Below are 24,834 nucleotides of genomic sequence, written 5' to 3'. Positions count from 1 at the left end.
CCTTCAACCAACAACAGCCGTATCTCTAATGCGCATAATTGTTTGTCGGCTCACCTGAAGCTCTCTAGCCAAAGCCGCCACGGAAATCCCATCCTTCAGGCGAGCAAGAACTTGTTTAGATGAATCTGGTGTCAAACGATTTGGCCGCCCACAATGCGTGCCCGCAGCTTTAGCTCGGCTGATTCCCGCTTGGGTTCTCTCAATCAATAGATCACGCTCAAACTCAGCTACCGCAGCAATGACTTGCATGGTCATCTTTCCGGCTGGGCTAGTTAAGTCCACACCACCAAGAGCGAGGCAATGAACACGAATTACAGCAGCATCAAGCATTTCGATAGTTGATCGAACATCCATGGCATTGCGCCCTAGTCGGTCTAACTTAGTAACTACCAAAACATCGCCTGACTCTAATTTATTCAGCAGCAAAGCAAACCCTTTTCGTTCAAGGGCGGCGACGCTCCCAGACACTATTTCAGTAATAATTCGCTTAGGGTCAACATTGAAACCCGCAGCAACGATCTCTCGGACTTGGTTGTCCGTGGTCTGTTCGTTTGTACTAACGCGGCAATAAGCAAAAACTCGACTCATGATGATCTCCATATGTCCAAAAGGGATGTACGAATTAAATCATGTGTCCAAAACTCTGTCAAGCTACCTTATGGACACCCATAGATAACCTGTCCGAAAGTGGTCTCTTCCGGACAGGTCGATTAACTTAAGCTCAACGCGGCCGCAATATCGGGGCTGTGTCTCGATTTAGTCGAGCAAGTTTCATCATCATTTCAGTCACTTCAGTCTTTTTCTTAACATAGTGGTCGCGCAGCTGTAACTCCATTTCCGAGAGTTCGGTTAACGATGTGACGGAATTAGCTTGATGCTTTTTTTCTGCAAGATAAGCCTGAACCTTAGGCGCACCTTCGGTGTACCACTTTATTGTTTCGGCTGGCTCAACAGACGCTGACACAAAGTCTCCTGCGATTTCATGAAGCCCGTTTTCCTTAAACCCTCTTCTATATGCTTCCGCATGCAGGGAGGCTGCGATCCCCATCTGTTTCACCAGTAATTGAATTTCAATTTCAAGTGCTCTGGCTGCAGCCAATCGTAATTGCTCAGCACCAAGCGCAGCCTGTCTATGCTGTTTCACATAAGACGATTCGAACATGTTAGAAAAAAAACCCATACGGAACTCCTTTTAATCTATTAGAAGAGCACACCGAACCGCACTCCGTGGATGATGGAAACACATACCCGAGGTATGGGGGAAAACCGTCAAAACGAAACATCACAGGTGGTGGCTCAAAAACTCAATTCATTTTTTAGTCGTTATTTTTTGGACTGTTAGAGGCAAACCAAACAATGCTCACGTTTTCCTCTCCTCGAACAAAGTCGGGATTCACGTCAGGAGTCAGATCTAAACAGTAGTCAATGTTTGAATTCAGATTGAGTTCCAAGCTACTGTTTATTAAATGGCTTTGTGACTTGTAAGTCATGGATTTCACTCCACGCAATTGAAGCCCTGCAGATTTAGCAAGATCTAGCGCAGTTGCACTAGCGTGCTCCACGGCACGTTGACGAGCTAACAACATAACGGCATTCATATCCCTAACAACAAAATCAACTGACACGCTTGGCTTCGCATCACTCAAGGCTAGCCCCTTAATTACTCGCCCAAGCAACTCACGATCCAAGGGAATCGTTACCTCCAAAGCTTGTGTCGCTTGATGCCCCAAGAACTTCTTTTTAGCCTCGTCGTACTGATTACGCCATTGCTCAGTAATCACATAAGCCTTTGTAACGGCAAGTGCTTTAACCCCAGCCTCACGCAATGCAGCATTGGTTGCCGCAACTTTCTGGTTCAGCCCGCTAAGAGCTTGTGGATAGTCATGGCTCAGCGAGCTGACCTTTATTAAAAGACACATTCCATCCGGCTTCGCATCCACTGCACCACGCCCCTCAATATGAATTTCAGATTGCTCATTCATGTTCTATTCCTTTTAAATTCAATTGATTGGGTTCACTCAAGCGGCACTCTGAGAAGCGCTTAGCCAACCCTTAGCAGCCTCCAAGGTCGGTAGTAGAGGGATAAGCATGTTTGTCTCTGACTGACGGACTAAGCCACCAGCTATGCAACGCCCGTTCTCAAACAAGTCCCAGCCTGTCTTGTGCATGCGAATCGGAGCATGTGCACCCACGGGACAAGGTGTGACGCACTCAAACGATGCAGGGCGTGCCACGCAGTTTCGAGAACCCACAACAACTGGGGTTTCAGTAAACAAGCTCGCGACCTTCAGTCTCAGGCTGCCTTTACGCTCAGAAGATGGCTTCGCCGATCCATGCTCTTCTCTCCACTTGCGCTGCACGGCCTGACTAAGCTCACACGCAGACTCAGGGCACGTCAGCAGAAGTAAGTTTGAACGATCAACTCGAACGCCACCATAGCTATATCCATAGATCACACCGCCCCCACGCTTGCCTCTGGCAGTAACGTCAATTCCATTGCCTGCGTGTGCCGCACTCACGCGGACACGCGCTTTACTGTCCACATTGGCGGCAAGCAAGCTCATCGCTTCGTTTTCCAGTTGTTCAATCATTACCCGATCCTTTTTAAAAGCCAAAAAGAAGATCGCACCGCGTACGACAAGCTTTTTAGGCTCGAAGCACGTTGGGTGCGATCAACATTTCTAGGTTCTCAAACTGAGAGATTCGGGTCAATAGGTACCGTTGTAGCAATCCGACGCGGGGTATTGACAAGAGTTCTTAACTCAACGATGAAAATCAAAATGAAACAGATATGAACAGGCTTGAGTCCATGCTAGCTTCGAGATTAGCAAGCCTTCCAGACTCTAGGAAGGGATAAGTTTTCATAGCTGAGCTTGTCAATTTCGGGTCTGAGCCGTTCAGCATGTCGCCTGATAGTTGCACAGTAAAACTTTCTAACCACACTATCTGTCGTGTGTCCTGTGATGGCATCAGCCAAGGACTCTGCAACTGAAAGCAAACGAAGCTCACTTGCAACTAGGTGCCTGAAAGAGTGCAATGTTTTAGTTGAGCTTTCGAACCCCTTGGCACGCTTGAAATTACCGAACCACTGTCCAAACTGTCCTCCTGCTCCATTTGCCCCTTTAACAGGGAGCAATGGAAAAAGCGGGCCCTTCGGTAAGGACTGCACGTACTCCGGCAAGCCCAATCGGATCAGCTCCGTGTGCATTGGCACGGCTCTCCAAGAGCCTTCGTTTTTGAGGCTTTGATTCCGAGTTGTGTTTGCCCTGAACTCAATAACTTCGACACCAAGATCAGCGGCAATATCGTCCGTCCATAGCTGCGCTATCTCCGAAGCACGCGCTCCTGTGTAGCAAGCAATCAATGGAATCCAATAAGCAGCATCTGCTCCTGCCTTTTTATCTTTTGGTAACTCGTAATCCCGCCAAATTGGGTCATCAAAAAGAACTTTCAACTCTTGAGGCAACCAAGGCTCGCGCTTAGCTAATACACGCCCGCCGATCTTTACACTCAACCTCTCGAACGGATTGGCTGTAATCCAGCCCTTGTCACGTGCAACATTAGTCATCGCACGTATGGTCACCAAAACGTTATCAGCGGTGTTTGCTGTTCTGTTGTTTTCTACCGCCCAATTTTGCAAACTGTCCCTAAATTCAATAGCTAACGGCTTATCAATAACTTCCAACGTGGGGTCGCTCATCATTTCTGAAAACTGATTTACGTGACGAGTAAAAGTTCCAATCGTTTTTGATGGGTGCTCAGTCTCTAGCCAGACAGCCAACGCATCCGACATCTTGTGTGCTGCACCCTTAGTCAGAAGTTGTGTCGAAGACTTTCCTGCGGCGGCTACGCCCATCGACTCTAACAATCCCCTGCGTGAGCTCATCACCGACACCCGCTTGGGGAACGTTCTGGTTTCGTCAGTCAACGCCTCGTGACGAATTTCAAGAACTGTCAAGAGGTGTCCCATAGCCTCAGAATCAGAAAGTGCAGAGCGGGGGAAATCCAACTCTTCCATCCAATCACCTGCCCAATCAGGCACGCCCCCACCCGACACCCATGAACGGGTATCGGCAAGCTGCCACGCTAAAGCATCAGAGCGCTCTAGACGCTCCTCAACGGACAGACCTTGATACTGGTGATCAACTTCAACCAGAAGCTGCTCTAGACGGTTTAAAAGCTTTGTGCGAACGTCTGCCAAATCCACGGGAATGGCTTTACCTGTTCGCATCGCTTCAAAACGAGCGCTCCACTCAGCTTGCAGTTTTTTAGCCTGCTCATTGGCCGTGCGGAGGTCTGCCGTTTTCAAAGAACAGCGAATAGCCCAACCACTAGGGAAATGATGCAAGAGTTCTTTTGGGGCTCTAAGACCGAACTGATAAATGCCAGAGTCTGGGCGGCGGTGAATGCCAGGGAATTTGGTCAAGGTTGCTTTAGTCACACGGCAAGATTACACGGTTTCTGTGACTGCATCTCAGCGCATAGCCTCGTTTTTAGAGGAAGCACCAAGGAAAAAGGGCTAGCAAGTTAATACTTGCTAACCCTTTATCGTTTTGGCGGAGTGGACGGGACTCGAACCCGCGACCCCCGGCGTGACAGGCCGGTATTCTAACCAACTGAACTACCACTCCTGGTAGCTGTAACTTTTGCTTAATTGCCTGAGCAATCAAAGCCAAGTGCTACAAAACTTGGCGACCCTACGGGGATTCGAACCCCGGTACTCACCGTGAAAGGGTGATGTCCTAGGCCTCTAGACGATAGGGTCATAACCTGGACTGGTTCTTTCGAACCTTCTCGACATTTTTGGTGGAGGTAAGCGGGATCGAACCGCTGACCTCTTGCATGCCATGCAAGCGCTCTCCCAGCTGAGCTATACCCCCGTTGGGTGTCGAGAGCGATAGTATAGCAAGCTTTTCAGCGTTTGGTCAAACGAGCCAAAACTTTTTCTTTGCCGCAAAGGAAAAGAACAGCATCGACCGATGGCGTTTGAGGCGTCCCCATCACCAGCACGCGAACGGGCATGGCCAGTTGGGGCATCTTCAAACCTTGTTCAGCCAACACCTCTTTGAACGCTGCGCTGACGTGGGTGATGCTCCACTCACCCACGGCATTGAGTTTGGCAGCCAAGGCATCCAAGGCTGGCAACACCGCAGGTGTGATGTGCTTGGCCACATCATCGGCTTGCGGGGTGACGTCGTTGTAAAACGCAGCAGCCCAATCGGCCAAAACCAACAAGGTGTCGCAACGGTCTTTGAACAAACCGCAAATGGCGGGCAAGCGGTCATCAGCCACGATGCCGCGCTTGGCCAACTCGGCACTGATCAAGGGTGCCAGCGCCTCATCAGCCATGGCCTTCAAATGCTGGGCATTGACCCACTTGAGTTTGGCTTCGTCAAACTGTGCAGCGCTGCGCCCAAGGTGGTCGAGGTTGAACCACTCTAAGAACTGAGCACGGCTGAAAATTTCGTCATCGCCGTGGCTCCAGCCCAAGCGCGCGAGGTAGTTCACCATCGCATCGGGCAAGTAGCCTTCGTCGCGGTACTGCGTGACAGCTTTGGCGCCGTTGCGCTTGCTCATCTTCTCGCCTTGCTCGTTGAGCACGGTGGGCAAATGGGCGTAAACCGGAATCTCCTTGCCCAGCGCTTTGAAGATGTTGATTTGGCGCGGCGTGTTGTTCACATGGTCGTCTCCACGGATGACGTGGGTGATGGCCATGTCGATGTCATCCACCACCACGCAGAAGTTGTAGGTGGGTGTGCCGTTGGGGCGGGCAATGACCAAGTCGTCCAACTCGTCATTGCTGATTTCGATGCGGCCTTTGACTTTGTCTTCCCACACGACCGAGCCGCCTTGTGGGTTTTTAAAGCGCAGCACAGGCTTCACACCTTCAGGAATCGCAGGCAAAGTCTTGCCTGGCTCGGGGCGCCATGTGCCGTTGTAACGCGGCTTTTCTTTGTTGGCCATTTGCTGTTCGCGCAGGGCGTCGAGCTCTTCCATGCTCATGTAGCAGGGGTACACATGGCCACCGGCTTTGAGTTCTTCCAACACGGCCTTGTAGCGGTCCATGCGCTGCATTTGATAGAACGGGCCTTCGTCGTGGTCGAGGCCCAACCACTTCATGCCTTCGATGATGACGTCCACCGAGGCTTGGTTAGAACGCTCAAGGTCGGTGTCTTCAATGCGCAAAATAAAGTCGCCGCCTGTGGCGCGTGCAAACGCCCATGGGTACAAAGCCGAACGAATGTTGCCGAGGTGAATAAAGCCAGTCGGTGATGGCGCGAAACGGGTGCGAATTTTTGAAGTCATTACAAAATTTACAGAGTGTCCAAGCCGCGCAAAAGGTCGGCCTTCATATCGTCTAAATGCTCAAGGCCTGCCGCCAAGCGAATCATGCCTTGGCCAATGCCTGCGGCTTGGCGCTGGTCTTCCGACAGCTTGCCGTGCGAGGTGCTGGCGGGGTGTGTGAGCAAGGTTTTGGTGTCGCCCAAGTTGGTACACAGCGAGAGCGTGCGCAGGCTGTCGAGCACATGAAAAGCGCGAGTGCGCGCTTGCTGCGGGTCAGCCGCCTTCACATCAAACGACAACACAGCGCCGCCCATGCCCGACATTTGTTTCATCGACAAGGCATGTTGCGGGTGCGATGCCAAACCTGGGTAGTACACGCGCGACACCGCAGGATGCTGCTCCAACCACTGGGCCAACTCGTGTGCGCGTGCGCTTTGGGCGCGCATGCGAATGTCGAGCGTTTCCAAACCTTTGAGCACCACCCACGCATTGAAGGGCGAGAGCACCATGCCGCTGTTTTTCATGACAGGCAGCAACTTCTCTTTGATGAGCTTTTCGCTGGCACACAAAGCGCCCGCCATCACGCGGCCTTGGCCGTCCAAATACTTGGTGCCTGAATGCATGACGATGTCTGCACCCATGCCCATGGGACGCTGCAACACAGGCGTAGCGAAGCAGTTGTCGACCGCCAGCAAAGCACCGGCGTTGTGCGCCATGTCGGCCAAGGCGGCGATGTCGCACACCTCGGTCAAGGGGTTGGTGGGCGTCTCAGCAAACAAGATTTTGGTGTTGGGGCGAATGGCGGCTTTCCATGCGGCCACATCGGTTTGCGGCACCACGGTCGACTCCACGCCAAAGCGTGCAAACTCGGAGCCAATGAGCTTCAAGGTCGAGCCAAACATGGACTGCGAATACACCACATGGTCACCCGCCTTGAGCAAGCTGAACAACATCAGCATCACGGCCGACATGCCGGACGACGTGGCCAAGCAAGCCTCGCTGCCTTCCAAGGCAGCCAAGCGCATTTCGAAGCTGCTCACCGTCGGGTTGCCTGAGCGGCCGTAGGTGTAGCCCTCTTCTTCGCCTGCAAAGCGACGGGCCGAGGCTTCGGCAGACGGCTGCACATAACCGCTGGTCAGGTACAGGGCTTCTGAGTTTTCACCGTACTGGCTGCGGTCTGCGGCCAGACGCACAGCCAAAGTTTCCAAATGCAAATCAGTGGGCAAAGGGTGTTGGCTCATACCAAGGTCACTCCGAGGGGTTGGGCAAGGCGAGGCGCGAGTTGTCTTCAGCGCCCTCTTCGGTGCCCACACGTTTTTCATTCAAGCGCACGATGTCGCCCGCAGACACATCGCCGGTCACGTACACGCCGTCAAAGCATGAGGCGTCAAAGCCGTCGAGCTTGGGCGCATCGCCAGCAGTGGCTGCACGCACGGCTTGCTTCATGGCATCGACGTCTTGGTAAATCAAGGCATCGCAGCCGATGAGTTGGCGCACTTCGTCGATGGTGCGGTTGTGCGCCACCAACTCTTCTGGCGTGGGCATGTCGATGCCGTAGACGTTAGGAAAGCGCACAGGCGGCGCAGCGCTGGCCAAGTAGACCTTGCGTGCACCGGCATCACGCGCCATTTGCACAATCTCTTTGCTGGTGGTGCCGCGCACGATGGAGTCATCCACCAACAACACGTTGCGGCCTTTGAATTCGCTGGCAATCACGTTGAGCTTTTGGCGCACGGACTTTTTGCGCACGCCTTGGCCCGGCATGATGAAGGTGCGGCCCACGTAACGGTTTTTCACAAAACCTTCGCGGTAAGGCACGCCCAACAAATGCGCCAGCTGCGTGGCGCTGGGGCGGCTGGATTCAGGGATCGGAATGATCACATCAATGTCGGTTGGCGGCACCATGGACACCACGCGCTTGGCCAAGGTCTCGCCCAAGTTCAAACGCGCTTGGTAGACAGAGATGCCATCCATTGTGGAGTCGGGACGGGCCAAGTACACGTATTCAAAAATACAGGGCTTGAGCTGCGGCGCATCGGCACATTGCATGAAATGCGCTTTGCCAGCCAAGTCAATGAACACAGCTTCGCCTGGCGCGATGTCGCGTTCAAACACATGACCCGTGCCATCCAAAGCCACCGACTCGCTGGCCACCATGTAAGTGCCATCCGCACCACGGCCAATGCACAACGGGCGAATGCCAAACGGGTCGCGGAACGCCAACAAGCCGTGGCCTGCAATCATCGAAATAACGGCGTAAGAACCTTGGATGCGGCGGTGCACACGACGCACCGACTCAAACACATCGTCAGGTTTGAGCGGCAAACCACGCGTGGCTTTGTCAATCTCGTGGGCCAGCACATTGAGCAACACCTCAGAGTCGCTCTCGGTGTTGATGTGGCGGTGGTCTTCAGAGAACAACTCCGCCTTCAAGGCATGCGCGTTGGTCAAGTTGCCGTTGTGCACCAGCACCAAACCAAACGGCGCGTTCACGTAAAAAGGCTGAGCCTCTTCTTCGCTGAACGCATTGCCTGCGGTGGGGTAACGCACTTGGCCCAAGCCGTTGTTGCCAGGCAAGGCGCGCATGTTGCGGGTGCGGAACACGTCACGCACCATGCCCTTGGCTTTGTGCATGAAAAATTTACGGTCCAGCTGGGTGACGATGCCCGCGGCATCTTGGCCTCGGTGCTGCAAGAGCAACAAGGCGTCATAAATCAACTGGTTCACAGGTGCGTTGCTTGCAACGCCGACGATGCCACACATTAGGGGAGGTACTTTCCAAAATCAGCCGGTAACACCGGCTTCAACACATGCAAAAACTGTTGCAACCATTGCGTGCCCTGCGCTTGCTTCCAAGCTTCGGTGTCACGCATGGGCGTCATGCCCACCAACACAGTCACGGCCAACAAAATGACCACGCCGCGCATCAATCCAAACAAGCTGCCCAGCAACCGGTCTAAAGGCCCAAGGCCCACCGCTGACACCAGCTTTTTCACAATCCAGCTGACCAACACTGTGGCAACCAATACTGCAATGAACACCACCACAAAGCCCGCGGCATAGCGCAACATCTGGCTGCTGCCCGCCATGGGTAGCCAAGCGGCGGCAAGGGGTGCGTACATCTGCGACACATAAAACGCGGCCACCCAACCCAGCAGTGACAACACCTCTTGGACAATGCCGCGCCACAATCCGAGCAAAAACGACAGGCCCAAGACGGCCAGCAGAATCCAATCTACGGCCGACAACATCTGCATCTGGGGCTCAGAGTGTCAAGACTTGCGGTTGCAATTGCAACTGCTTGATCTTGCGAGCCACTTTGTCGGCTTCGTCGCGACTGGTGAAAGGTCCGACGCGCACGCGCACACGGCGACCTTCTTTGCTCTCGATGACTTGGGTGTAGGTGGTGATGCCCGCTTTTTCCAGCTTGCTGCGAACTTCGCGCAACTTGCCTTCATCTGAAAACGTACCCGCTTGCACCACAAAACGAGACCCTGCGTCCTTGCTGTCGCTGGGCTTGGTGTCTGATTTAACTTCCGGCTTGGCCGCTGGCTTTGCATCGACCTTGGCTGACTCGGGCTTGGTTTCGGCTTTGGGCACCACAGCAGCCACCGCAGCGGCAGCCGCCACAACTGCTTCTGGCTTGGGTTCGGCTTTGGTGTCAGGCACCACTTCCTCTTTGGCATCTAAACCCGCCGCAGCCGACAAAGGTTTGGGCGTCGATGTGTCCACCAAAGGCTTGGCGGTCGCGCGGTCTGGAATATCGACCGCAATGTCCACCGACACAGGGCGCGGCTGGGTGTCAAACAGCAAGGGGAAACCAACCACACCCAACACGACCAACACCGAAGCGCCAATCAAACGGTGGCGGGCGCGGCGGCGCATGGCATCTACGCTCTCGGCGGGAGAGTTGCTGGTGTTGCCTTGGGACTCGCTGGTCGGTTGACCGGGCAATCGAAACTTGAAAAAAGCCATGTGAATGGGGTCTCAGGAGCTCAAATGTGGGGCGTCTAAACGGGGGATGCCATTCGCCAAAATCCCCCCGACCGTGAAGAACGATCCGAAGACCACGATTCTATCAGCGGGGTCTGCCGCAGCCACAGCCGCGTCCAGCGCGGCTTGGGGGTTGGCGTATGTGTTGGATTGAACATCTTTGCGTGCGTTGCCCGCTTGCCAAACGTCTTGCAACTGAGTGGCTTTGGCAGCACGCTCAGTGGGCAAATCGCAAAAGTACCAACGGTCCACCAACGGCCCCACACGCGCCAACATGGGCGCCACGTCTTTGTCTGCCATCGCACCAAATACGACGTGGGTGGTGGGATAAAAGCCCATGGCATCGAGGTTTTCAGTGAGTGCCGCCACGGCGTGGGCGTTGTGCGCCACGTCAAACACCAAGGCGGGCTGGCCCGGCACGATTTGAAAACGTCCAGGCAACTCCACCATCGCCAAACCATTGCGAATGGCTTGGGCCGTCACGGGCATCTCGCTGCGCAAGGCCTCGAGTGCGGCCAACACACCGCTGGCATTGACCAACTGGTTGGCACCACGCAGCGCGGGATACGCCAAACCGCTGTAGCGACGACCCCGCCCTGCCCAACCCCACTGCTGTTTGTCACCTGTGAAGTTGAAATCGCGGCCGAACAGCCACAGGTCTGCGCCAATTTCGGTGGCGTGGTCAATCACGCTTTGCGGCGGTACGGGGTCGCTCACGATGACGGGGCGGCCCGTGCGCATGATGCCCGCCTTCTCGCGGCCAATGGTTTCGCGGTCATGACCCAAAAAATCCATGTGGTCCAAGTCGACGCTGGTGATGATGGAACACGTGGGCTCAATCACATTGACAGCGTCTAAACGACCACCCAAGCCCACTTCGAGAATGGCCACGTCAATGGGCGACGAGGCCATCAAACTCAAAATCGCCAAGGTGGTGAACTCGAAGTAAGTGAGCGACACCTCACCGCCTTGGGTGCGCGCGGCTTCTACTTTTTCAAAATGTGGCAGCAAGTCGTCAGGCTGCACGGTTTCGCCATGCACGCGGCAGCGTTCTTGGAAATGCACCAAATGCGGCGAGGTGTACACGCTGGGGCGGTAACCCGCTTCAAGCAAACAGGCTTCCAACATCGCACAGGTCGAGCCCTTGCCGTTGGTGCCCGCCACGGTGATGACGGGGCAATCAAACTTGAGCGCCATGCGCTCGGCCACGGTGCGCACGCGCTCTAGGCCCATGTCGATGTTTTTGGGGTGCAAACGCTCGCAATGCGCGAGCCAGCTATCGAGTGAATTCATCGTTCGATTGTCGCCCACCGCTGCAGGCATTTGGTTTGCGGCATGATTCACCCTATGAGCAAAACAACCATCACCGTTTACGGCATCCCCAACTGCGACAGCGTCAAAAAAGCCCGCGTGTGGCTGAGCGACCATGGCGTGGACTATGTGTTTCACGATTTCAAAAAACAAGGCGTACCGCCCGAAGCCGTCGACCTGTGGCTCCAACACGTGAGCTGGGACGTGTTGGTCAACCGCAAAGGCATGACTTGGCGCAAGCTGGACCCTGCCCTCCAAGCCAGCGTGGTGGACAACGCATCGGCACGTGCCTTGATGCTGGAACACGCCAGCGTCATCAAGCGCCCCGTGGTGGTCAAAGGTGCAACCGTCATCGTGGGCGTCAACCCTGAGGCTTGGGCGCGCGTTGTAGGCTAAGTCCATTCAGCGCAGGTTTTACCCACGCTTTACAGATAAAAACAAACCAAGCACTACACTTCTGCCAAGTTAAAAAAGGGATTTCCCATGAAAAAGATCACCATTCAAACCACATTGCTCGCCGGCCTGATGGCTGTGTTGGCCTCTGCCTCTGTGCAAGCCCAAGAAGTTGGCAAAGTTATCTCCAGCACGCCCATCATTCAACAAGTAGCCGTGCCACGCCAAGTGTGTAACAACCAACAAGTGGTCACTGGTGGTCAAAAGTCTGGCGCAGGTGCTGCGATGGGTGCCATCGCCGGTGGCGCAATTGGCAACCAAATCGGCAACGGCTCTGGCCGCGCTTTGGCCACCATGGCGGGCCTCTTTGGTGGCGCTATTTTGGGTGACAACATCGAAGGCCCAGGTACACCTGAAGTGAAAAACGTTCAAAACTGCAGCCAGCAAATGTTTTACGAGAACCGCACCATGGCTTACAACGTGGTTTATGAGTTTGCAGGCAAACAATACACCGTGCAAATGCCACAAGACCCAGGCCCTACCGTGCGCTTACAAATCACCCCGATGGCCCCTACAACGCCCGCCAACACTAGCTATGGTGTGCCACCAGCAGGCTCTGCACCTCGCTACTAAACCCGTCCATGCGTCTCTTCGGGCGCTGATTGCAAGCAAAAGCCGCGCTCAGCGGCTTTTGTCGTTTTGGGTCACCTAAAATCTATGGTTTTGCAATCCTACTGATACGCACACCATGACCACAGAAAAAATCGACAGCGCCAGCGTCACCACCAAAGCGAATGTTTACTTTGACGGCAAATGCGTCAGCCACGGCCTGACGTTGGCTGATGGCACCAAGCTGTCGGTCGGGGTCATCCTGCCCGCTACGTTGACCTTCAACACCGGCGCCCCTGAGATCATGGAATGTGTCGGCGGCTACTGCGAATACAAACTCGACGGCAGCCAAGACTGGGTCAAGTCCAGCGCAGGCGAAAAGTTCAACGTGCCCGGCAACTCGAAGTTCGACATTCGCGTGACCGAGCCCTACCACTACATCTGCCACTTCGGTTAATCCAAGGGCCACACCATGAGCACCATCCTCCAACACCTCCCCAAAGGCCAAAAAGTCGGCATCGCCTTCTCGGGCGGCCTCGACACCTCTGCGGCCCTCTTGTGGATGAAGCAAAAGGGCGCTGTGCCCTACGCTTACACCGCCAACCTCGGCCAACCCGACGAGTCGGACTACAACGAAATCCCACGCAAAGCGATGGAGTACGGCGCAGAAAAAGCCCGCCTCATCGACTGCCGCAAACAACTCGCCCACGAAGGCATCGCTGCCATTCAGTGCGGTGCGTTTCACATCAGCACCGGTGGCATCACCTACTTCAACACCACGCCCTTGGGCCGTGCCGTCACCGGCACCATGCTCGTGGCCGCGATGAAAGAAGACGACGTCAACATCTGGGGCGACGGCTCAACCTTCAAAGGCAACGACATCGAGCGCTTCTACCGCTACGGTTTGTTGACCAACCCCAGCTTGAAAATCTACAAGCCTTGGTTGGACCAACTGTTCATCGACGAACTCGGTGGCCGCGCTGAAATGTCGGCCTTCATGACCGCCAACGGTTTTGGCTACAAGATGAGCGCCGAAAAGGCCTACTCCACCGACAGCAACATGCTGGGCGCCACCCACGAAGCCAAAGACCTCGAGAGCTTGGCCAGCGGCATGAAGATCGTCAACCCCATCATGGGTGTGCCCTTCTGGCGCGAAGACTGCGTGGTGAAAGCCGAAGAAATCAGCATCCGTTTTGAAGAAGGCCAACCCGTCGCCCTGAACGGCGTGGAATACGCTGACCCTGTGGAGCTGTTCCTCAAAGCCAACGAAATCGGTGGCCGCCACGGTTTGGGCATGAGCGACCAGATCGAAAACCGCATCATCGAAGCCAAGAGCCGCGGCATCTACGAAGCCCCCGGCATGGCGCTGCTGCACATCGCCTATGAGCGCCTGGTGACCGGCATCCACAACGAAGACACCATCGAGCAGTACCGCATCAACGGCCTGCGCTTGGGCCGCTTGTTGTACCAAGGCCGTTGGTTCGATCCACAGTCCATCATGCTGCGCGAAACCGCCCAGCGCTGGGTGGCCCGCGCTGTGACCGGCACCGTGACACTGGAGTTGCGCCGCGGCAACGACTACAGCATCTTGAACACCGAAAGCCCCAACCTGACTTATGCGCCCGAGCGCCTGAGCATGGAAAAGGTGGAAGACGCGCCGTTCAGCCCACTCGACCGCATTGGCCAATTGACCATGCGCAACTTGGACATCGTGGACACACGCGCCAAGCTGGGTATCTACGCACACACCGGCTTGCTGTCGTTGGGTGAAGGTGCAGACATGATCAAGTTGGAAGGCGGCTCTAAGAAGTAAACACTTCTTGCCCCAGTAAAAAAGCGGCCCTCGGGTCGCTTTTTTTATTGCACGTCTCTCGCTGAAGGCGCATGACGGCGTACGCCTTCGGTGTGTTGGTTAGCTCATTCAAACCACAACGGGTTCTGGTTCTAGGCGAATGCCAAAGCGCTCATACACGCTGGTCTGAATGGCTTTGGCCAGCGTCATCACTTCACCACCGGTACAGGGGTGCTCTTTGCCACCGACGTTGACCAACACCAAGGCTTGTTTGTCGTACACACCGGCATTGCCCACGGTTTTGCCTTTCCACCCGCAAGCGTCAATCAGCCAGCCAGCGGCCAGTTTGATCCGGCCATCGTCTAACAGGTAGTGAACCACCTTGGGTTCGCGCGCGATGATGTCGTCGCACTGGTCCTGCGTGACAGTGGGGTTCTTAAAGAAGCTGCCGGCGTTACCAATGACCGCGGGGTCAGGCAACTTGGCGCGTCGAATGGCGCAAACCCATTCAAAAATTTGCATCGCGGTAGGTTGGCTGATGCCGGTCTCGGCCATTTTGCGTTCGAGGTCAAGGTAGCCCAAAACGGGCTTCCAATCTTTGCGCAGCAAAAAACGCACGCGGGTGATCAGCGCTTTGCCTGCCAAGCCCAGGCCATTCTGTCCACTGCTCTCGTGCTTGAACACAGAGTCACGGTAGCCAAACGCGCATTGCGCAGCATCAAGGCTGAAGGTTTGCCCGGTGGTCAGGTCAATGGCGTCCAACGAATGAAAGCGGTCTTGCAGCTCTACGCCGTACGCGCCAATGTTTTGCACGGGCGATGCGCCCACGCTGCCGGGAATGAGCGCCATGTTTTCTAGACCGGGCCAGCCGTTGTCCAGCGTCCAAGCCACCAAGTCATGCCACTTTTCGCCGGCGGCGGCTTCGACCACCCAAGCCTTGTCGGTCTCTTCGACCAGGCGCATGCCTTTGATTTCCACCTTCAGCACCAGGGGCTTCACATCGCCCGTCAGCACAATGTTGCTGCCGCCGCCCAGCACAAACTTAGGCGATTCGCGCAAGGTCGTATCGGCCAGCACGGCTTGCACATCGGCCTCGGTGCGCACGCGCACCAGTTGCAGGGCTTTGGCCGAAATGCCAAAGCTGTTGTGCGCTTGAAGGGGGGTGTTGGGTTCCACTAACATAGGGCAATTGTCTCATTCTGAATTTGAAAGCTGACTGCCATGCCCTCTTTTGACACCGTACTCGAACCCAACTTGGTCGAAGTGAAAAACGCCGTTGAAAACACTTCCAAAGAAATCGCCACCCGCTTCGACTTCAAAGGCACGTCTGCTGCCGTTGAACTCAAAGACAAAGAGATCACCATGTTTGGCGATGCCGACTTTCAGCTGGTGCAAGTCGAAGACGTGCTTCGCAACAAACTGACCAAGCGCGAAGTCGATGTGCGCTTCCTTGACAAAGGCGACGTGCAAAAAGTGGGCGGTGACAAGGTCAAACAAGTCATCAAAATCCGCAACGGCATTGAGACCGAAGTGTCCAAGAAAATTCAGCGCTTGCTCAAAGACAGCAAGATCAAAGTCCAAGCCGCCATTCAGGGCGATGCGGTGCGCGTCAGCGGCACTAAGCGCGACGACCTGCAAGCCGCGATGGCCTTGATTCGCAAAGACATGACCGACTTGCCTTTGTCGTTCAACAACTTCCGCGATTAACTCGCTTCTTTCTTCGCACCAATCTTCGTCTCTTGGCCAGACACCAAGCGTGCAATATTGTCTTTGTGACGCATCAGCAGCAAAGCGCTCATCACCGCCACGGCCAACAACTCTGCGTCGCTGGTTTGCCATGCGATTTGATTGCCAAACAAATAGTAGGCCGGTGCAAACAGCGATGCAGCCAAAGCGGCCAGCGACGAGTAACGAAAGAAAAACGCCACGATCAGCCATGTGCCCATCACCGCAGCGCCGAGTAAGGGCTCCACGCCAAACAAAATACCAGCGGCAGTGGCCACGCCCTTGCCACCTTTGAAGGCAAAGAACACAGGCCACAAGTGGCCGATGAAAGCCGAGATGGCCACCAAAGCCACCGCCCGGTCGTCCAAGCCAAAAGCTGGGCCATAGAGTTTGACCAGCAACACAGGGAAGTAGCCCTTGAGCGCATCAAACAACAAAGTGGCCACGGCCGCTTGTTTGTTGCCCGAACGCAGCACGTTGGTGGCGCCTGGGTTTTGACTGCCATAGGTGCGTGGATCGTCCAAGCCCATCAGGCGGCTCACGATGACCGCGAAGGACAAGGAGCCCACCAAATACGCGCCCAAGGTGAGCAACACCACCACAGAAGAATCAGCAAACATCTATCTTTCCTTTTATTGCGCAGGGTCGCGCATTTCCCAACGAATCGCATCGATCGCGGCCAACACTTCGGGCGACAAAGTGGTGCCCCATGCGTCCAAATCGGCATCGAGTTGCGCGAGCGACGTCACACCAATGATGGTGCTGGCCACTTGCCACTTGGTGTAACAAAACGCCAGCGCCATTTGCGTCGGTGTCATGCCGTTTTCCAAAGCCAACGCGTTGTAGCGACGTGCTGCCACCAACGACTCAGGACGACCCCAGCGTTGCTTGCGCACACTCTCGTAGCCAGAGATGCGTGCGCCTTTGGGCGCGTCTGGGCCAGTGATGCCGCTGGCGTCGTACTTGCCAGTCAACAAACCAAAGCCCAAAGGCGAATAGGCCAGCAACGACACATTCAAGCGGTGGCAGGTTTCATCCAAACCGTTTTCATACGTGCGGTTGATCAGGCAATACGGGTTTTGCGTGGTGGCCACGCGCGGCAAGCCGTGCTGCTCGGCCAAGCGCACAAACTCGTGCACGCCATACGGCGTTTCGTTGGACAAGCCCACGTGGCGAACTTTGCCCGCCTTCACCAACTGCGCCAGCGCTTCGAGCTGGGCATGAATGGACGTCTCAGACGTTTCCTTTTGGGGGTCGTAATACACACCGCCAAAAGCAGGCACATGGCGCTCGGGCCAATGAATTTGGTAGAGATCAATCACATCGGTTTGCAAGCGGCGCAAGCTGCCTTCGCACGAAGTGACGAAATCTTTCACGGTCAACCCCATGTGGTCGCGAATCCAAGGCATGCCGCGGGATGGGCCCGCCACTTTGGTGGCCACCACCAGTTTTTGGCGCGCGCCTGGGTTCTTGGCAAACCAGTTGCCAATGATGGTTTCGGTGTGGCCACAGGTCTCGGCTTTGGGCGGCACCGAATACATCTCAGCGGTGTCGATGAAGTTCACGCCACGCGCCAGCGAGTGGTCGAGGATGGCATGTGAATCGGCTTCGTTGACTTGCTCACCAAAGGTCATGGTGCCCAAGCAAATGGGTGTGACGTGCAAATCGCTGGTGCCCAGCTGAACGAGAGGAAAAGTCATCCGAATTACTCCAGCCATCAAGGCTTGTAAAAACCTGACAAGTCTAAAGCCTCAGAAGCCGTGGTTTGACTTGGGCGATGCCACGCCTCCTTATGATTCAAGCCATGTACCCCATCCAACACCCTTCGCGCAGCGAATTTATCCCCATCCGCCACCTGCGTTATCACGTACGGCAGTGGGGCACGCCATCACCCGACAAAACGCCACTGGTCATGCTGCACGGTTGGATGGATGTGGCCGCCTCATTTCAGTTTGTGATCGACGCACTGCAAGACGATCACTGGGTCATCGCCCCCGATTGGCGTGGTTTTGGCCTGACCGAAACACCCCACACCGACAACTTCTGGTTCCCCGACTATCTGGCTGACTTGGACCAATTGCTCGACCATTACGTGGGCGAACGCCTAATCCACCTGCTGGGCCACAGCATGGGCGGTCATGTGGCGACGATGTATGCGGGCATTCGCCCTGAACGCATCCACAAACTCATCAACCTCGAAGGCTTTGGCATGCCAGCCACTCGCCCAGCCCAAGCACCAAGCCGCTTGGCCAAGTGGATGGACGAGCTCAAAGCTTTGCAACGCAACGAGATGGCCCTTAAACCTTACGCCAGCCTTGAAGCCGTGGCGCAGCGCCTCATCAAAACCAACCCGCGCTTGGGCTCAGACAAAGCCCATTGGCTGGCTCAGCATTGGGCACGCGCCAACGACCAAGGTGAATGGCGCATCCTGGGTCATGCGGCACACAAGGTCGTCAACGCCCAGTTGTTCAAAGCCGATGAGACCCAAGCCATTTACGAACGCATCACCGCGCCCATGTTGTGCGTGGTCGCCAGCACCGACAGCATGGGCCAGTGGTGGAAGGACAGCTACACCCTGGCCGAGTTCAGGCAGCGCATTGCCGCCGTGCCCAACATCACCCACGCCGTCATCGACAACGCAGGCCACATGCTGCACCACGACCAGCCTGAAAAGCTGGCGCAATTCATAGAAGATTTTTTGAAAACGTGATGGTTTGCTAAAGAAGATAAAATTCAGCTTTTAGAAATTAAGCTAAACGAATGCATTTTTCATACAACCTACGCGCCCTGCTGCTCTCCACTGTGTTGGCAGGCGCTTTGGGAGCCACGTCGGCCCAAGCCGCAGGCAATGATCTCTACGACTGGCAGCCTTGCCCCGACAGCTTGGCAGTTGAGGGCGGCGAGCAGCCCACCAAAAAATGGGACCTCACCATTTCCCCTTACACCCACCACTGGTCCAACAACCCAGAGCACAAGCAAGTCATTCTGGTGGCGCTTGACAGCCACGTCAGCGGTGGTCGCTTCTGCGGCTTGGCCTTGTTCACCAACTCGTTTGGCCAAGGCTCTGCTTACGCCTATGTGGGTAAGCAATGGGATGGCATTTTGGGCAACCCCAAGCTGTTCACCAAAGTCTCTGCGGGCTTGCTCTACGGCTACCGCGGCGCATACAAAGAAAAAATCCCATTCAACAACTACGGCATTGCGCCGGCCATCATTCCCTCGCTGGGCTACGCCTTCACGCCTAAAGACTCAGCGCAGGTCTTTTTGCTCGGCAACGCTGGCGTTTTGTTTGCCTACGCTCGCAGCTTCTAAGAACCGGTCTGAACGTGAGAAAATCTGCGGTTTCCCCCAGACACATAAAGAAGACCGCATCATGGAAGCAGAACGCATCAACCTCATTGGATCCACACTTGCCGACCTGAGCGTCCGCACGGTGGATCTCCGGAGGTATCTTTGACTACGATGCCAAATCTGAACGCCTGCGCACCGTCAACGCCTCGCTAGAAGACCCCACCATTTGGAACGACCCCAAAAAAGCGCAAGAGCTGGGTCGTGAAAAGAAAGCCCTCGACGGCGTGGTCGTCACCCTCACCCGCCTCACGCAAGAGCTGGCAGACAACGCCGAGTTGTTTGAGATGAGCAAGGCCGACAACGACGAAGACGGCTTGCTCACCATCGAAGCCGACACCCAAGGCTTGGTCAAAACCATCGAAGAGCTCGAATTCCGCCGCATGTTCAGCAACGAAGCGGATCCGCTCAATTGCTTCCTCGACATCCAAGCCGGTGCCGGTGGTACCGAAGCCTGCGACTGGGCCAGCATGTTGCTGCGCCAGTACCTCAAGTACGCCGAACGCAAAGGCTTCAAAACCACAGTGGAAGACGAATCTGCGGGTGACGTGGCGGGCATCAAAGGCGCCACCATCAAGATTGAAGGCGAATACGCCTTTGGTTTGCTGCGCACCGAAACTGGCGTGCACCGCTTGGTGCGCAAGTCGCCGTTTGACAGCTCGGGCGGTCGCCACACCTCGTTCGCCTCGGTGTTCGTGTACCCCGAGATTGACGACTCGATCGAGATTGACATCAACCCATCGGACGTGCGCACCGACACCTACCGTGCCTCGGGCGCGGGTGGTCAGCACATCAACAAAACCGACTCTGCCGTGCGTTTGACCCACATGCCCACCGGCATCGTGGTGCAGTGTCAAGACGGTCGCAGCCAACACAGCAACCGTGACGTGGCGTGGAAGCGCCTGCGCTCTCGCCTGTATGACCACGAGATGCGCAAGCGCCAAGAAGAACAACAAAAGCTCGAAGACACCAAGACAGATGTGGGCTGGGGCCATCAAATCCGCAGCTACGTGCTGGACAACAGCCGCATCAAAGACTTGCGTACCAACGTCGAAATTTCGGCCACACAAAAAGTCTTGGATGGCGACCTCGATGCTTTCATCGAAGCGTCACTCAAGCAAGGTATTTAAGGAACACCATGTACCGTGAAGGCACAGCCCAACTAATCCAACGCGCCGACTACACAGCGCCCGCGTTTTGGATTGACACCGTCGATCTGACGTTTGACCTTGACCCAGCCAAAACTCGCGTGCTCAACCAAATGCGCGTGCGCCGCAACCCCGACGTGGCGGCTCAGCCTTTGCGTTTGGACGGCGACGAGCTGAACTTGGCGCGCGTGTTGGTCAACGGCCAAGGCACCTCGTTCAAGATGGACGGCAGCCAGTTGGTGCTGGAGAACTTGCCTGAAGGCCATGAGGCCTTTGATCTGGAAATCTTCACCACCTGCTTGCCCAACAAGAACACCAAGCTCATGGGCTTGTACGTCAGCAACGACTCGTTCTTCACGCAGTGCGAGGCCGAGGGCTTTCGCCGCATCACCTATTTCTTAGACCGCCCCGATGTGATGTCGCACTACAGCGTCACGCTGCGCGCCGACAAAAAGGCCTTCCCCGTGCTGCTGAGCAACGGCAATTTGGTGGACGAAGGCACGCTGGAAGACGGTCGTCACTTCGCCCGTTGGGTCGACCCGCACAAAAAGCCTTGCTACTTGTTTGCCTTGGTGGCGGGCCAGTTTGTGTGCCGCGAACAGCGCGTCAAAGCGCCGTCGGGCAAAGAACACTTGCTGCAAGTGTTTGTGCGTTCCGGCGATTTGGACAAAACCGAACACGCCATGAACTCGCTCATGGCCAGCATCAAGTGGGACGAGCAGCGTTTCAACTTGAGCCTCGACTTAGAGCGCTTCATGATCGTCGCCACCAGCGACTTCAACATGGGCGCGATGGAGAACAAGGGCCTCAACATCTTCAACACCAAGTTTGTGTTGGCCAACTCCGCCACCGCCACCGACATGGACTACGCCAACATCGAAAGCGTGGTCGGCCATGAATACTTCCACAACTGGACCGGCAACCGCGTGACCTGCCGCGACTGGTTCCAGCTCTCGCTCAAAGAAGGCCTCACCGTTTTCCGCGACCAAGAGTTCAGCCAAGACTTGGCCGCTGAGGCTTTGAAGGACAACGCGCAAGCGGCTGCCTCGGCCAAAGCCGTCAAACGCATCGAAGACGTGCGCTTGCTGCGCACCGCGCAGTTCCCCGAAGACGCAGGCCCCATGGCCCACTCCGTGCGTCCTGACAGCTATGTAGAAATCAACAACTTCTACACCGTCACGATTTACGAAAAAGGCTCTGAGGTCGTGCGCATGATGCAGACCCTGACAAGTCGTGAGGGCTTCGCCAAAGGCATGTCGCTCTACTTCGAGCGCCACGATGGCCAAGCGGTGACGTGTGACGATTTTGCGCAAGCCATTGCTGATGCCAACCCAGGCTCAGCACTCGCCACGCACTTGACGCAGTTCAAGCGTTGGTACGCACAAGCCGGCACACCCCGCGTGCAAGCCGCTGGCAGTTACAACGCCGACACACGCACGTACACACTGAGCATGAGCCAAAGCTGCCCACCCAGCCCCGGCCAAGACCACAAAGAACCGTTTGTCATTCCGGTGCAATTTGGTTTGCTGGGCGCCAATGGCCGCGAGGTGCTGTCCACGCAACTCTTGGTATTGACCGAAGCCACGCAAAGCTTCGAGTTCAAAGACTTGTCACTGCAAGCCGGTGAAGAGCCTGTGCCCTCTATCTTGCGAGGCTTCAGCGCCCCTGTGGTGCTGGAAAAAGACTTCACGCCTACACAACTGCTCACGCTGTTGGCACACGACACCGACCCGTTCAACCAATGGGAAGCCGCGCAACGCCTGTGCCTGAACGCCGCACTCACCGCCGTGGCGGCCAGCGAGGCCCCCACACACGTGTTGGATGCTGCCTTGGTGCAAGCCCTGCGCACCGTGCTGCGCAACCCAGCATTGGACGCCGCGTTCAAAGACTTGGTGCTCACCTTGCCTTCTGAAACCTACATTGCTGAACAGCTCGATGTGGTCGACCCTCAACGCATCCACGCGGTACGCGAAGCCATGCGCACCCAACTCGCACGCGAGTTGCATGACGATTGGGCTTGGGCCTTCGAAGCCCACAGCGAAAACGGCGCTTTCAGCCCCGACCCCGTGTCGAGTGGCCGCCGCGCATTGAGTGGCATGGCTCTCACCATGTTGTGCTTAGACGCACGCACCACCGGTGACGTGGTGTGGCCAGGTCGCACCTACCAGTGCTTCAAAGACGCGCACAACATGACCGACCGCTTCAACGCCTTGAGCGCTTTGGTGGGCTCGGGTCTTGAATTGGCAGACGATGCGCTGCAACGCTTCTACAACCTGTTCCACAACGAAGCCTTGGTGATGGACAAGTGGTTTGCCCTGCAAGCCGGCAGCACCGACCGTGGTGGCAACATCTTGTCGCTGGTGCGCAACCTCATGCTGCACCCCGACTTCCACATCAAAAACCCCAACCGCGCACGCAGCCTGATCTTCAGTTTCTGCAGTGCCAACCCCGGCGCATTCCACCGCAGCGATGCGGCGGGTTATGTGTTCTGGAGCGAACGCGTGTTGGAGCTCGACGCCATCAACCCCCAAGTCGCCGCCCGTTTGGCACGCGCCTTGGACCGTTGGAGCAAACTGGCCGAGCCCTACCGCACCGCTGCGCACGAAGCCATCAAACGCATCGCCGCCAAAACCGATTTAAGCAACGACGTGCGTGAAGTGGTTTCGCGCGCGCTCTCCAACTAAGGACTTGCCATGTCTGTATCTCTTACCCGCTATCTGGTCGAACAACAACGCGCCAAAGGCCTCATCCCGTCTGAGCTGCGCTTGCTGCTTGAAGTTGTGGCACGTGCTTGCAAGAGCATCAGCCATGCCGTGAACAAAGGTGCCTTGGGCAGCGAACTCGGCGACGTCATGGGCTCAGCCGGCAGCGAAAACGTGCAAGGCGAAGTACAAAAGAAACTCGACATCATCGCCAACGATGTGTTGATTGAAGCCAACGAATGGGGCGGCCACTTGGCCGCGATGGCGTCCGAAGAAATGGACAGCATCCACGTCGTGCCCAACCGCTACCCCCAAGGCGAATACCTGTTGATGTTTGACCCACTCGATGGCTCAAGCAACATCGAAGTCAACGTGAGCATTGGCACCATCTTCAGCGTGCTCAAAAAAGTGGACCCCAGCAAAGGCGTGAGCGAAGACGACTTCTTGCAGCCCGGCACCCAACAGGTGGCCGCAGGCTACTGCGTGTACGGCCCACAAACCACCTTGGTGCTGACCGTGGGAGACGGTGTGGCCATGTTCACCTTGGACCGCGAACAAGGCTCGTTTGTGTTGACCCAAGAGAACGTGCGCATCCCTGCTGACACCAAAGAGTTCGCCATCAACATGAGCAACATGCGCCACTGGGACGAGCCCGTGAAGCGCTACATCGACGAGTGCTTGCAAGGTGAAGAAGGTCCACGCGGCAAAAACTTCAACATGCGTTGGATTGCCTCCATGGTGGCCGACGTGCACCGCATCTTGACCCGCGGCGGCGTGTTCATGTACCCCTGGGACAAGCGCGAGCCAGGCAAAGCCGGCAAGCTGCGCCTGATGTACGAAGCCAATCCCATGAGCTGGTTGGTCGAGCAAGCCGGTGGTGCCTCCACCAACGGCAAACAACGCATCTTGGACATTCAACCCACTGAGCTGCACCAACGTGTGAGCGTCATCTTGGGCTCCAAGAACGAAGTGGAACGCGTGACCAGCTATCACACGCAAAAGTAAGCGCTAAAAGTAAATATTTAAGCTTCACAAAAAGGCCCGCTTCATGCGGGCCTTTGTCTATGTAGCGTAAGGAAATGAATTTGGTATTGGCCGCGGCGGTGACAAGCCTTGGCAAAGACAACCGCATCATGTTGGCGCAGTTGGAAGGCGTGGTGCTTGATTTGCGGTGACGGGTTGAAACTTACATAATTTACAATCCTAACTTGTAGCGCATCACACTACACGATAAAATAATCTGGAATGATCAAAAGTTTCAGACACAAAGGTTTGCAACGGTTTTTTGAAACCGGTAGCAAAGCAGGCATACAAGCCTCTCATGCAACCAAGCTTCGACTTCAGCTGGCGGCGCTTGATCAGGCAACAAGTCCAGAAGACCTGTCTGCACCGTCATGGGCCCTACACCCGTTGAAGGGCGACCTGAAAAAGCATTGGGCCGTGACAGTGAATGGCAATTGGCGCATGGTGTTCACGTTTGAAGGTACGGATGCTGTGTTGGTTGACTACATGGATTACCACTGAGGTT

Annotated in this window: 24 protein-coding genes and 3 tRNA genes; 11 read left to right on the top strand and 16 right to left on the bottom strand. The window is 55.8% G+C overall.

Annotated features, from left to right (window positions below; genetic code table 11):
- Window positions 1–3: 3 nt before the first annotated feature.
- From QMG15_RS03500 to folC, 13 genes are all read right to left on the bottom strand, one after another.
- A complete protein-coding gene (locus tag QMG15_RS03500) occupies window positions 4–588 on the bottom strand; it encodes a recombinase family protein (protein ID WP_281789527.1) in 585 nt (194 codons plus the stop codon).
- Window positions 589–721: 133 nt separating this feature from the next.
- Window positions 722–1,180: a hypothetical protein gene (locus tag QMG15_RS03495; protein WP_281789526.1), complete on the bottom strand. Its 459-nt coding sequence runs from the start codon at window positions 1,178–1,180 to the stop codon at window positions 722–724.
- Window positions 1,181–1,316: 136 nt separating this feature from the next.
- Window positions 1,317–1,982, bottom strand: a complete 666-nt coding sequence (locus tag QMG15_RS03490) for an SIMPL domain-containing protein (protein ID WP_281789525.1) — start codon at window positions 1,980–1,982, stop codon at window positions 1,317–1,319.
- A gap of 842 nt (window positions 1,983–2,824) precedes the next feature.
- Window positions 2,825–4,441, bottom strand: a complete 1,617-nt coding sequence (locus QMG15_RS03485; RefSeq protein WP_281789524.1) for a site-specific integrase — start codon at window positions 4,439–4,441, stop codon at window positions 2,825–2,827.
- 113 nt (window positions 4,442–4,554) lie between these two features.
- Window positions 4,555–4,631, bottom strand: a tRNA-Asp gene (locus QMG15_RS03480).
- Window positions 4,632–4,689: 58 nt separating this feature from the next.
- A tRNA-Glu gene (locus QMG15_RS03475) sits at window positions 4,690–4,765 on the bottom strand.
- A gap of 39 nt (window positions 4,766–4,804) precedes the next feature.
- A tRNA-Ala gene (locus QMG15_RS03470) sits at window positions 4,805–4,880 on the bottom strand.
- Between the two features lie 34 nt (window positions 4,881–4,914).
- Entirely contained in the window at window positions 4,915–6,306 is a 1,392-nt protein-coding gene (gltX, locus tag QMG15_RS03465; protein ID WP_281789523.1) for a glutamate--tRNA ligase, read from the bottom strand.
- An 8-nt stretch (window positions 6,307–6,314) separates the two neighbouring features.
- On the bottom strand, window positions 6,315–7,526 hold the full coding sequence (locus QMG15_RS03460) for an O-succinylhomoserine sulfhydrylase (protein WP_281789522.1): 1,212 nt from the start codon (window positions 7,524–7,526) through the stop codon (window positions 6,315–6,317).
- 7 nt (window positions 7,527–7,533) lie between these two features.
- Window positions 7,534–9,048: an amidophosphoribosyltransferase gene (purF, locus tag QMG15_RS03455; RefSeq protein ID WP_281789521.1), complete on the bottom strand. Its 1,515-nt coding sequence runs from the start codon at window positions 9,046–9,048 to the stop codon at window positions 7,534–7,536.
- Window positions 9,048–9,542, bottom strand: coding sequence for a CvpA family protein (locus QMG15_RS03450; RefSeq protein ID WP_348773324.1), 495 nt, complete (start codon window positions 9,540–9,542; stop codon window positions 9,048–9,050). Before QMG15_RS03450 ends, purF begins: the two co-directional genes overlap by 1 nt.
- A 7-nt stretch (window positions 9,543–9,549) precedes the next feature.
- Window positions 9,550–10,260 (bottom strand): SPOR domain-containing protein, encoded by a 711-nt coding sequence (locus QMG15_RS03445; RefSeq protein WP_281789520.1) that lies wholly within the window; start codon window positions 10,258–10,260, stop codon window positions 9,550–9,552.
- A 12-nt stretch (window positions 10,261–10,272) separates the two neighbouring features.
- Window positions 10,273–11,571 carry a bifunctional tetrahydrofolate synthase/dihydrofolate synthase gene (folC, locus tag QMG15_RS03440; protein WP_281789519.1) on the bottom strand — a complete coding sequence of 433 codons (1,299 nt, stop codon included), beginning with the start codon at window positions 11,569–11,571 and terminating at the stop codon, window positions 10,273–10,275.
- Between the two features lie 54 nt (window positions 11,572–11,625).
- On the opposite strand from folC, the gene QMG15_RS03435 reads away from it, so the two are divergent.
- The 4 genes from QMG15_RS03435 to argG all read left to right on the top strand — a co-directional run bounded on the left by QMG15_RS03435 (window position 11,626) and on the right by argG (window position 14,404).
- Window positions 11,626–11,985: an arsenate reductase gene (locus tag QMG15_RS03435; RefSeq protein WP_281789518.1), complete on the top strand. Its 360-nt coding sequence runs from the start codon at window positions 11,626–11,628 to the stop codon at window positions 11,983–11,985.
- An 87-nt stretch (window positions 11,986–12,072) separates the two neighbouring features.
- Window positions 12,073–12,615: a glycine zipper 2TM domain-containing protein gene (locus tag QMG15_RS03430; RefSeq protein WP_281789517.1), complete on the top strand. Its 543-nt coding sequence runs from the start codon at window positions 12,073–12,075 to the stop codon at window positions 12,613–12,615.
- A 115-nt stretch (window positions 12,616–12,730) separates the two neighbouring features.
- Window positions 12,731–13,048, top strand: coding sequence for a pyrimidine/purine nucleoside phosphorylase (locus QMG15_RS03425; protein WP_108359188.1), 318 nt, complete (start codon window positions 12,731–12,733; stop codon window positions 13,046–13,048).
- A gap of 15 nt (window positions 13,049–13,063) precedes the next feature.
- Entirely contained in the window at window positions 13,064–14,404 is a 1,341-nt protein-coding gene (gene argG / locus QMG15_RS03420; RefSeq protein WP_281789516.1) for an argininosuccinate synthase, read from the top strand.
- Between the two features lie 108 nt (window positions 14,405–14,512).
- On the opposite strand, the gene murB is transcribed toward argG, so the two are convergent.
- Complete coding sequence (murB, locus tag QMG15_RS03415; RefSeq protein ID WP_281789515.1) at window positions 14,513–15,565, bottom strand: UDP-N-acetylmuramate dehydrogenase; 1,053 nt, start codon at window positions 15,563–15,565, stop codon at window positions 14,513–14,515.
- 39 nt (window positions 15,566–15,604) lie between these two features.
- Here murB and QMG15_RS03410 point away from each other — a divergent pair, with 39 nt between their 5' ends.
- Window positions 15,605–16,090, top strand: a complete 486-nt coding sequence (locus tag QMG15_RS03410; RefSeq protein ID WP_108282095.1) for a YajQ family cyclic di-GMP-binding protein — start codon at window positions 15,605–15,607, stop codon at window positions 16,088–16,090.
- Here QMG15_RS03410 and plsY read toward each other — a convergent pair.
- A complete protein-coding gene (plsY, locus tag QMG15_RS03405; RefSeq protein WP_281789513.1) occupies window positions 16,087–16,728 on the bottom strand; it encodes a glycerol-3-phosphate 1-O-acyltransferase PlsY in 642 nt (213 codons plus the stop codon). The genes QMG15_RS03410 and plsY overlap by 4 nt on opposite strands.
- 12 nt (window positions 16,729–16,740) lie before the next feature.
- Complete coding sequence (locus tag QMG15_RS03400; RefSeq protein WP_281789512.1) at window positions 16,741–17,808, bottom strand: aldo/keto reductase; 1,068 nt, start codon at window positions 17,806–17,808, stop codon at window positions 16,741–16,743.
- Window positions 17,809–17,885: 77 nt separating this feature from the next.
- On the opposite strand from QMG15_RS03400, the gene QMG15_RS03395 reads away from it, so the two are divergent.
- The 6 genes from QMG15_RS03395 (at window position 17,886) to QMG15_RS03370 (ending at window position 24,830) form a co-directional block, all read left to right on the top strand.
- Entirely contained in the window at window positions 17,886–18,818 is a 933-nt protein-coding gene (locus QMG15_RS03395) for an alpha/beta hydrolase (RefSeq protein ID WP_281789511.1), read from the top strand.
- A 50-nt stretch (window positions 18,819–18,868) separates the two neighbouring features.
- Window positions 18,869–19,420, top strand: coding sequence for a hypothetical protein (locus tag QMG15_RS03390; RefSeq protein ID WP_281789510.1), 552 nt, complete (start codon window positions 18,869–18,871; stop codon window positions 19,418–19,420).
- Window positions 19,421–19,481: 61 nt separating this feature from the next.
- Window positions 19,482–20,586 (top strand): peptide chain release factor 2 gene (gene prfB / locus QMG15_RS03385; protein WP_108359195.1). Its coding sequence is split into 2 segments (ribosomal slippage): window positions 19,482–19,562 and window positions 19,564–20,586, totalling 1,104 coding nucleotides; the frame shifts between segments, so codons are not numbered across the junction.
- 8 nt (window positions 20,587–20,594) lie between these two features.
- A complete protein-coding gene (gene pepN / locus QMG15_RS03380; RefSeq protein WP_281789509.1) occupies window positions 20,595–23,288 on the top strand; it encodes an aminopeptidase N in 2,694 nt (897 codons plus the stop codon).
- Window positions 23,289–23,297: 9 nt separating this feature from the next.
- Window positions 23,298–24,311 carry a class 1 fructose-bisphosphatase gene (locus QMG15_RS03375; RefSeq protein WP_281789508.1) on the top strand — a complete coding sequence of 338 codons (1,014 nt, stop codon included), beginning with the start codon at window positions 23,298–23,300 and terminating at the stop codon, window positions 24,309–24,311.
- 240 nt (window positions 24,312–24,551) lie between these two features.
- Window positions 24,552–24,830 carry a type II toxin-antitoxin system RelE/ParE family toxin gene (locus QMG15_RS03370; RefSeq protein ID WP_281789506.1) on the top strand — a complete coding sequence of 93 codons (279 nt, stop codon included), beginning with the start codon at window positions 24,552–24,554 and terminating at the stop codon, window positions 24,828–24,830.
- Window positions 24,831–24,834 lie beyond the last annotated feature (4 nt).

The organism is Limnohabitans sp. INBF002 (genome assembly GCF_027924905.1).
In the GTDB taxonomy this organism is placed as follows: domain Bacteria; phylum Pseudomonadota; class Gammaproteobacteria; order Burkholderiales; family Burkholderiaceae_C; genus Limnohabitans.
Note: the sequence above shows the minus strand (reverse complement) of the source record. Positions and strands in the feature narration are given on the sequence as shown.

Coding starts and splice junctions, on each gene's coding strand:
- QMG15_RS03500 (WP_281789527.1), bottom strand. CDS start 588: ATGAGTCGAGTTTTTGCTTATTGCCGCGTTAGTACAAACGAACAGACC.
- QMG15_RS03495 (WP_281789526.1), bottom strand. CDS start 1,180: ATGGGTTTTTTTTCTAACATGTTCGAATCGTCTTATGTGAAACAGCAT.
- QMG15_RS03490 (WP_281789525.1), bottom strand. CDS start 1,982: ATGAATGAGCAATCTGAAATTCATATTGAGGGGCGTGGTGCAGTGGAT.
- gltX (WP_281789523.1), bottom strand. CDS start 6,306: ATGACTTCAAAAATTCGCACCCGTTTCGCGCCATCACCGACTGGCTTT.
- QMG15_RS03460 (WP_281789522.1), bottom strand. CDS start 7,526: ATGAGCCAACACCCTTTGCCCACTGATTTGCATTTGGAAACTTTGGCT.
- purF (WP_281789521.1), bottom strand. CDS start 9,048: ATGTGTGGCATCGTCGGCGTTGCAAGCAACGCACCTGTGAACCAGTTG.
- QMG15_RS03450 (WP_348773324.1), bottom strand. CDS start 9,542: ATGCAGATGTTGTCGGCCGTAGATTGGATTCTGCTGGCCGTCTTGGGC.
- QMG15_RS03445 (WP_281789520.1), bottom strand. CDS start 10,260: ATGGCTTTTTTCAAGTTTCGATTGCCCGGTCAACCGACCAGCGAGTCC.
- folC (WP_281789519.1), bottom strand. CDS start 11,571: ATGAATTCACTCGATAGCTGGCTCGCGCATTGCGAGCGTTTGCACCCC.
- QMG15_RS03435 (WP_281789518.1), top strand. CDS start 11,626: ATGAGCAAAACAACCATCACCGTTTACGGCATCCCCAACTGCGACAGC.
- QMG15_RS03430 (WP_281789517.1), top strand. CDS start 12,073: ATGAAAAAGATCACCATTCAAACCACATTGCTCGCCGGCCTGATGGCT.
- QMG15_RS03425 (WP_108359188.1), top strand. CDS start 12,731: ATGACCACAGAAAAAATCGACAGCGCCAGCGTCACCACCAAAGCGAAT.
- argG (WP_281789516.1), top strand. CDS start 13,064: ATGAGCACCATCCTCCAACACCTCCCCAAAGGCCAAAAAGTCGGCATC.
- murB (WP_281789515.1), bottom strand. CDS start 15,565: ATGTTAGTGGAACCCAACACCCCCCTTCAAGCGCACAACAGCTTTGGC.
- QMG15_RS03410 (WP_108282095.1), top strand. CDS start 15,605: ATGCCCTCTTTTGACACCGTACTCGAACCCAACTTGGTCGAAGTGAAA.
- plsY (WP_281789513.1), bottom strand. CDS start 16,728: ATGTTTGCTGATTCTTCTGTGGTGGTGTTGCTCACCTTGGGCGCGTAT.
- QMG15_RS03400 (WP_281789512.1), bottom strand. CDS start 17,808: ATGACTTTTCCTCTCGTTCAGCTGGGCACCAGCGATTTGCACGTCACA.
- QMG15_RS03395 (WP_281789511.1), top strand. CDS start 17,886: ATGCCACGCCTCCTTATGATTCAAGCCATGTACCCCATCCAACACCCT.
- QMG15_RS03390 (WP_281789510.1), top strand. CDS start 18,869: ATGCATTTTTCATACAACCTACGCGCCCTGCTGCTCTCCACTGTGTTG.
- pepN (WP_281789509.1), top strand. CDS start 20,595: ATGTACCGTGAAGGCACAGCCCAACTAATCCAACGCGCCGACTACACA.
- QMG15_RS03375 (WP_281789508.1), top strand. CDS start 23,298: ATGTCTGTATCTCTTACCCGCTATCTGGTCGAACAACAACGCGCCAAA.
- QMG15_RS03370 (WP_281789506.1), top strand. CDS start 24,552: ATGATCAAAAGTTTCAGACACAAAGGTTTGCAACGGTTTTTTGAAACC.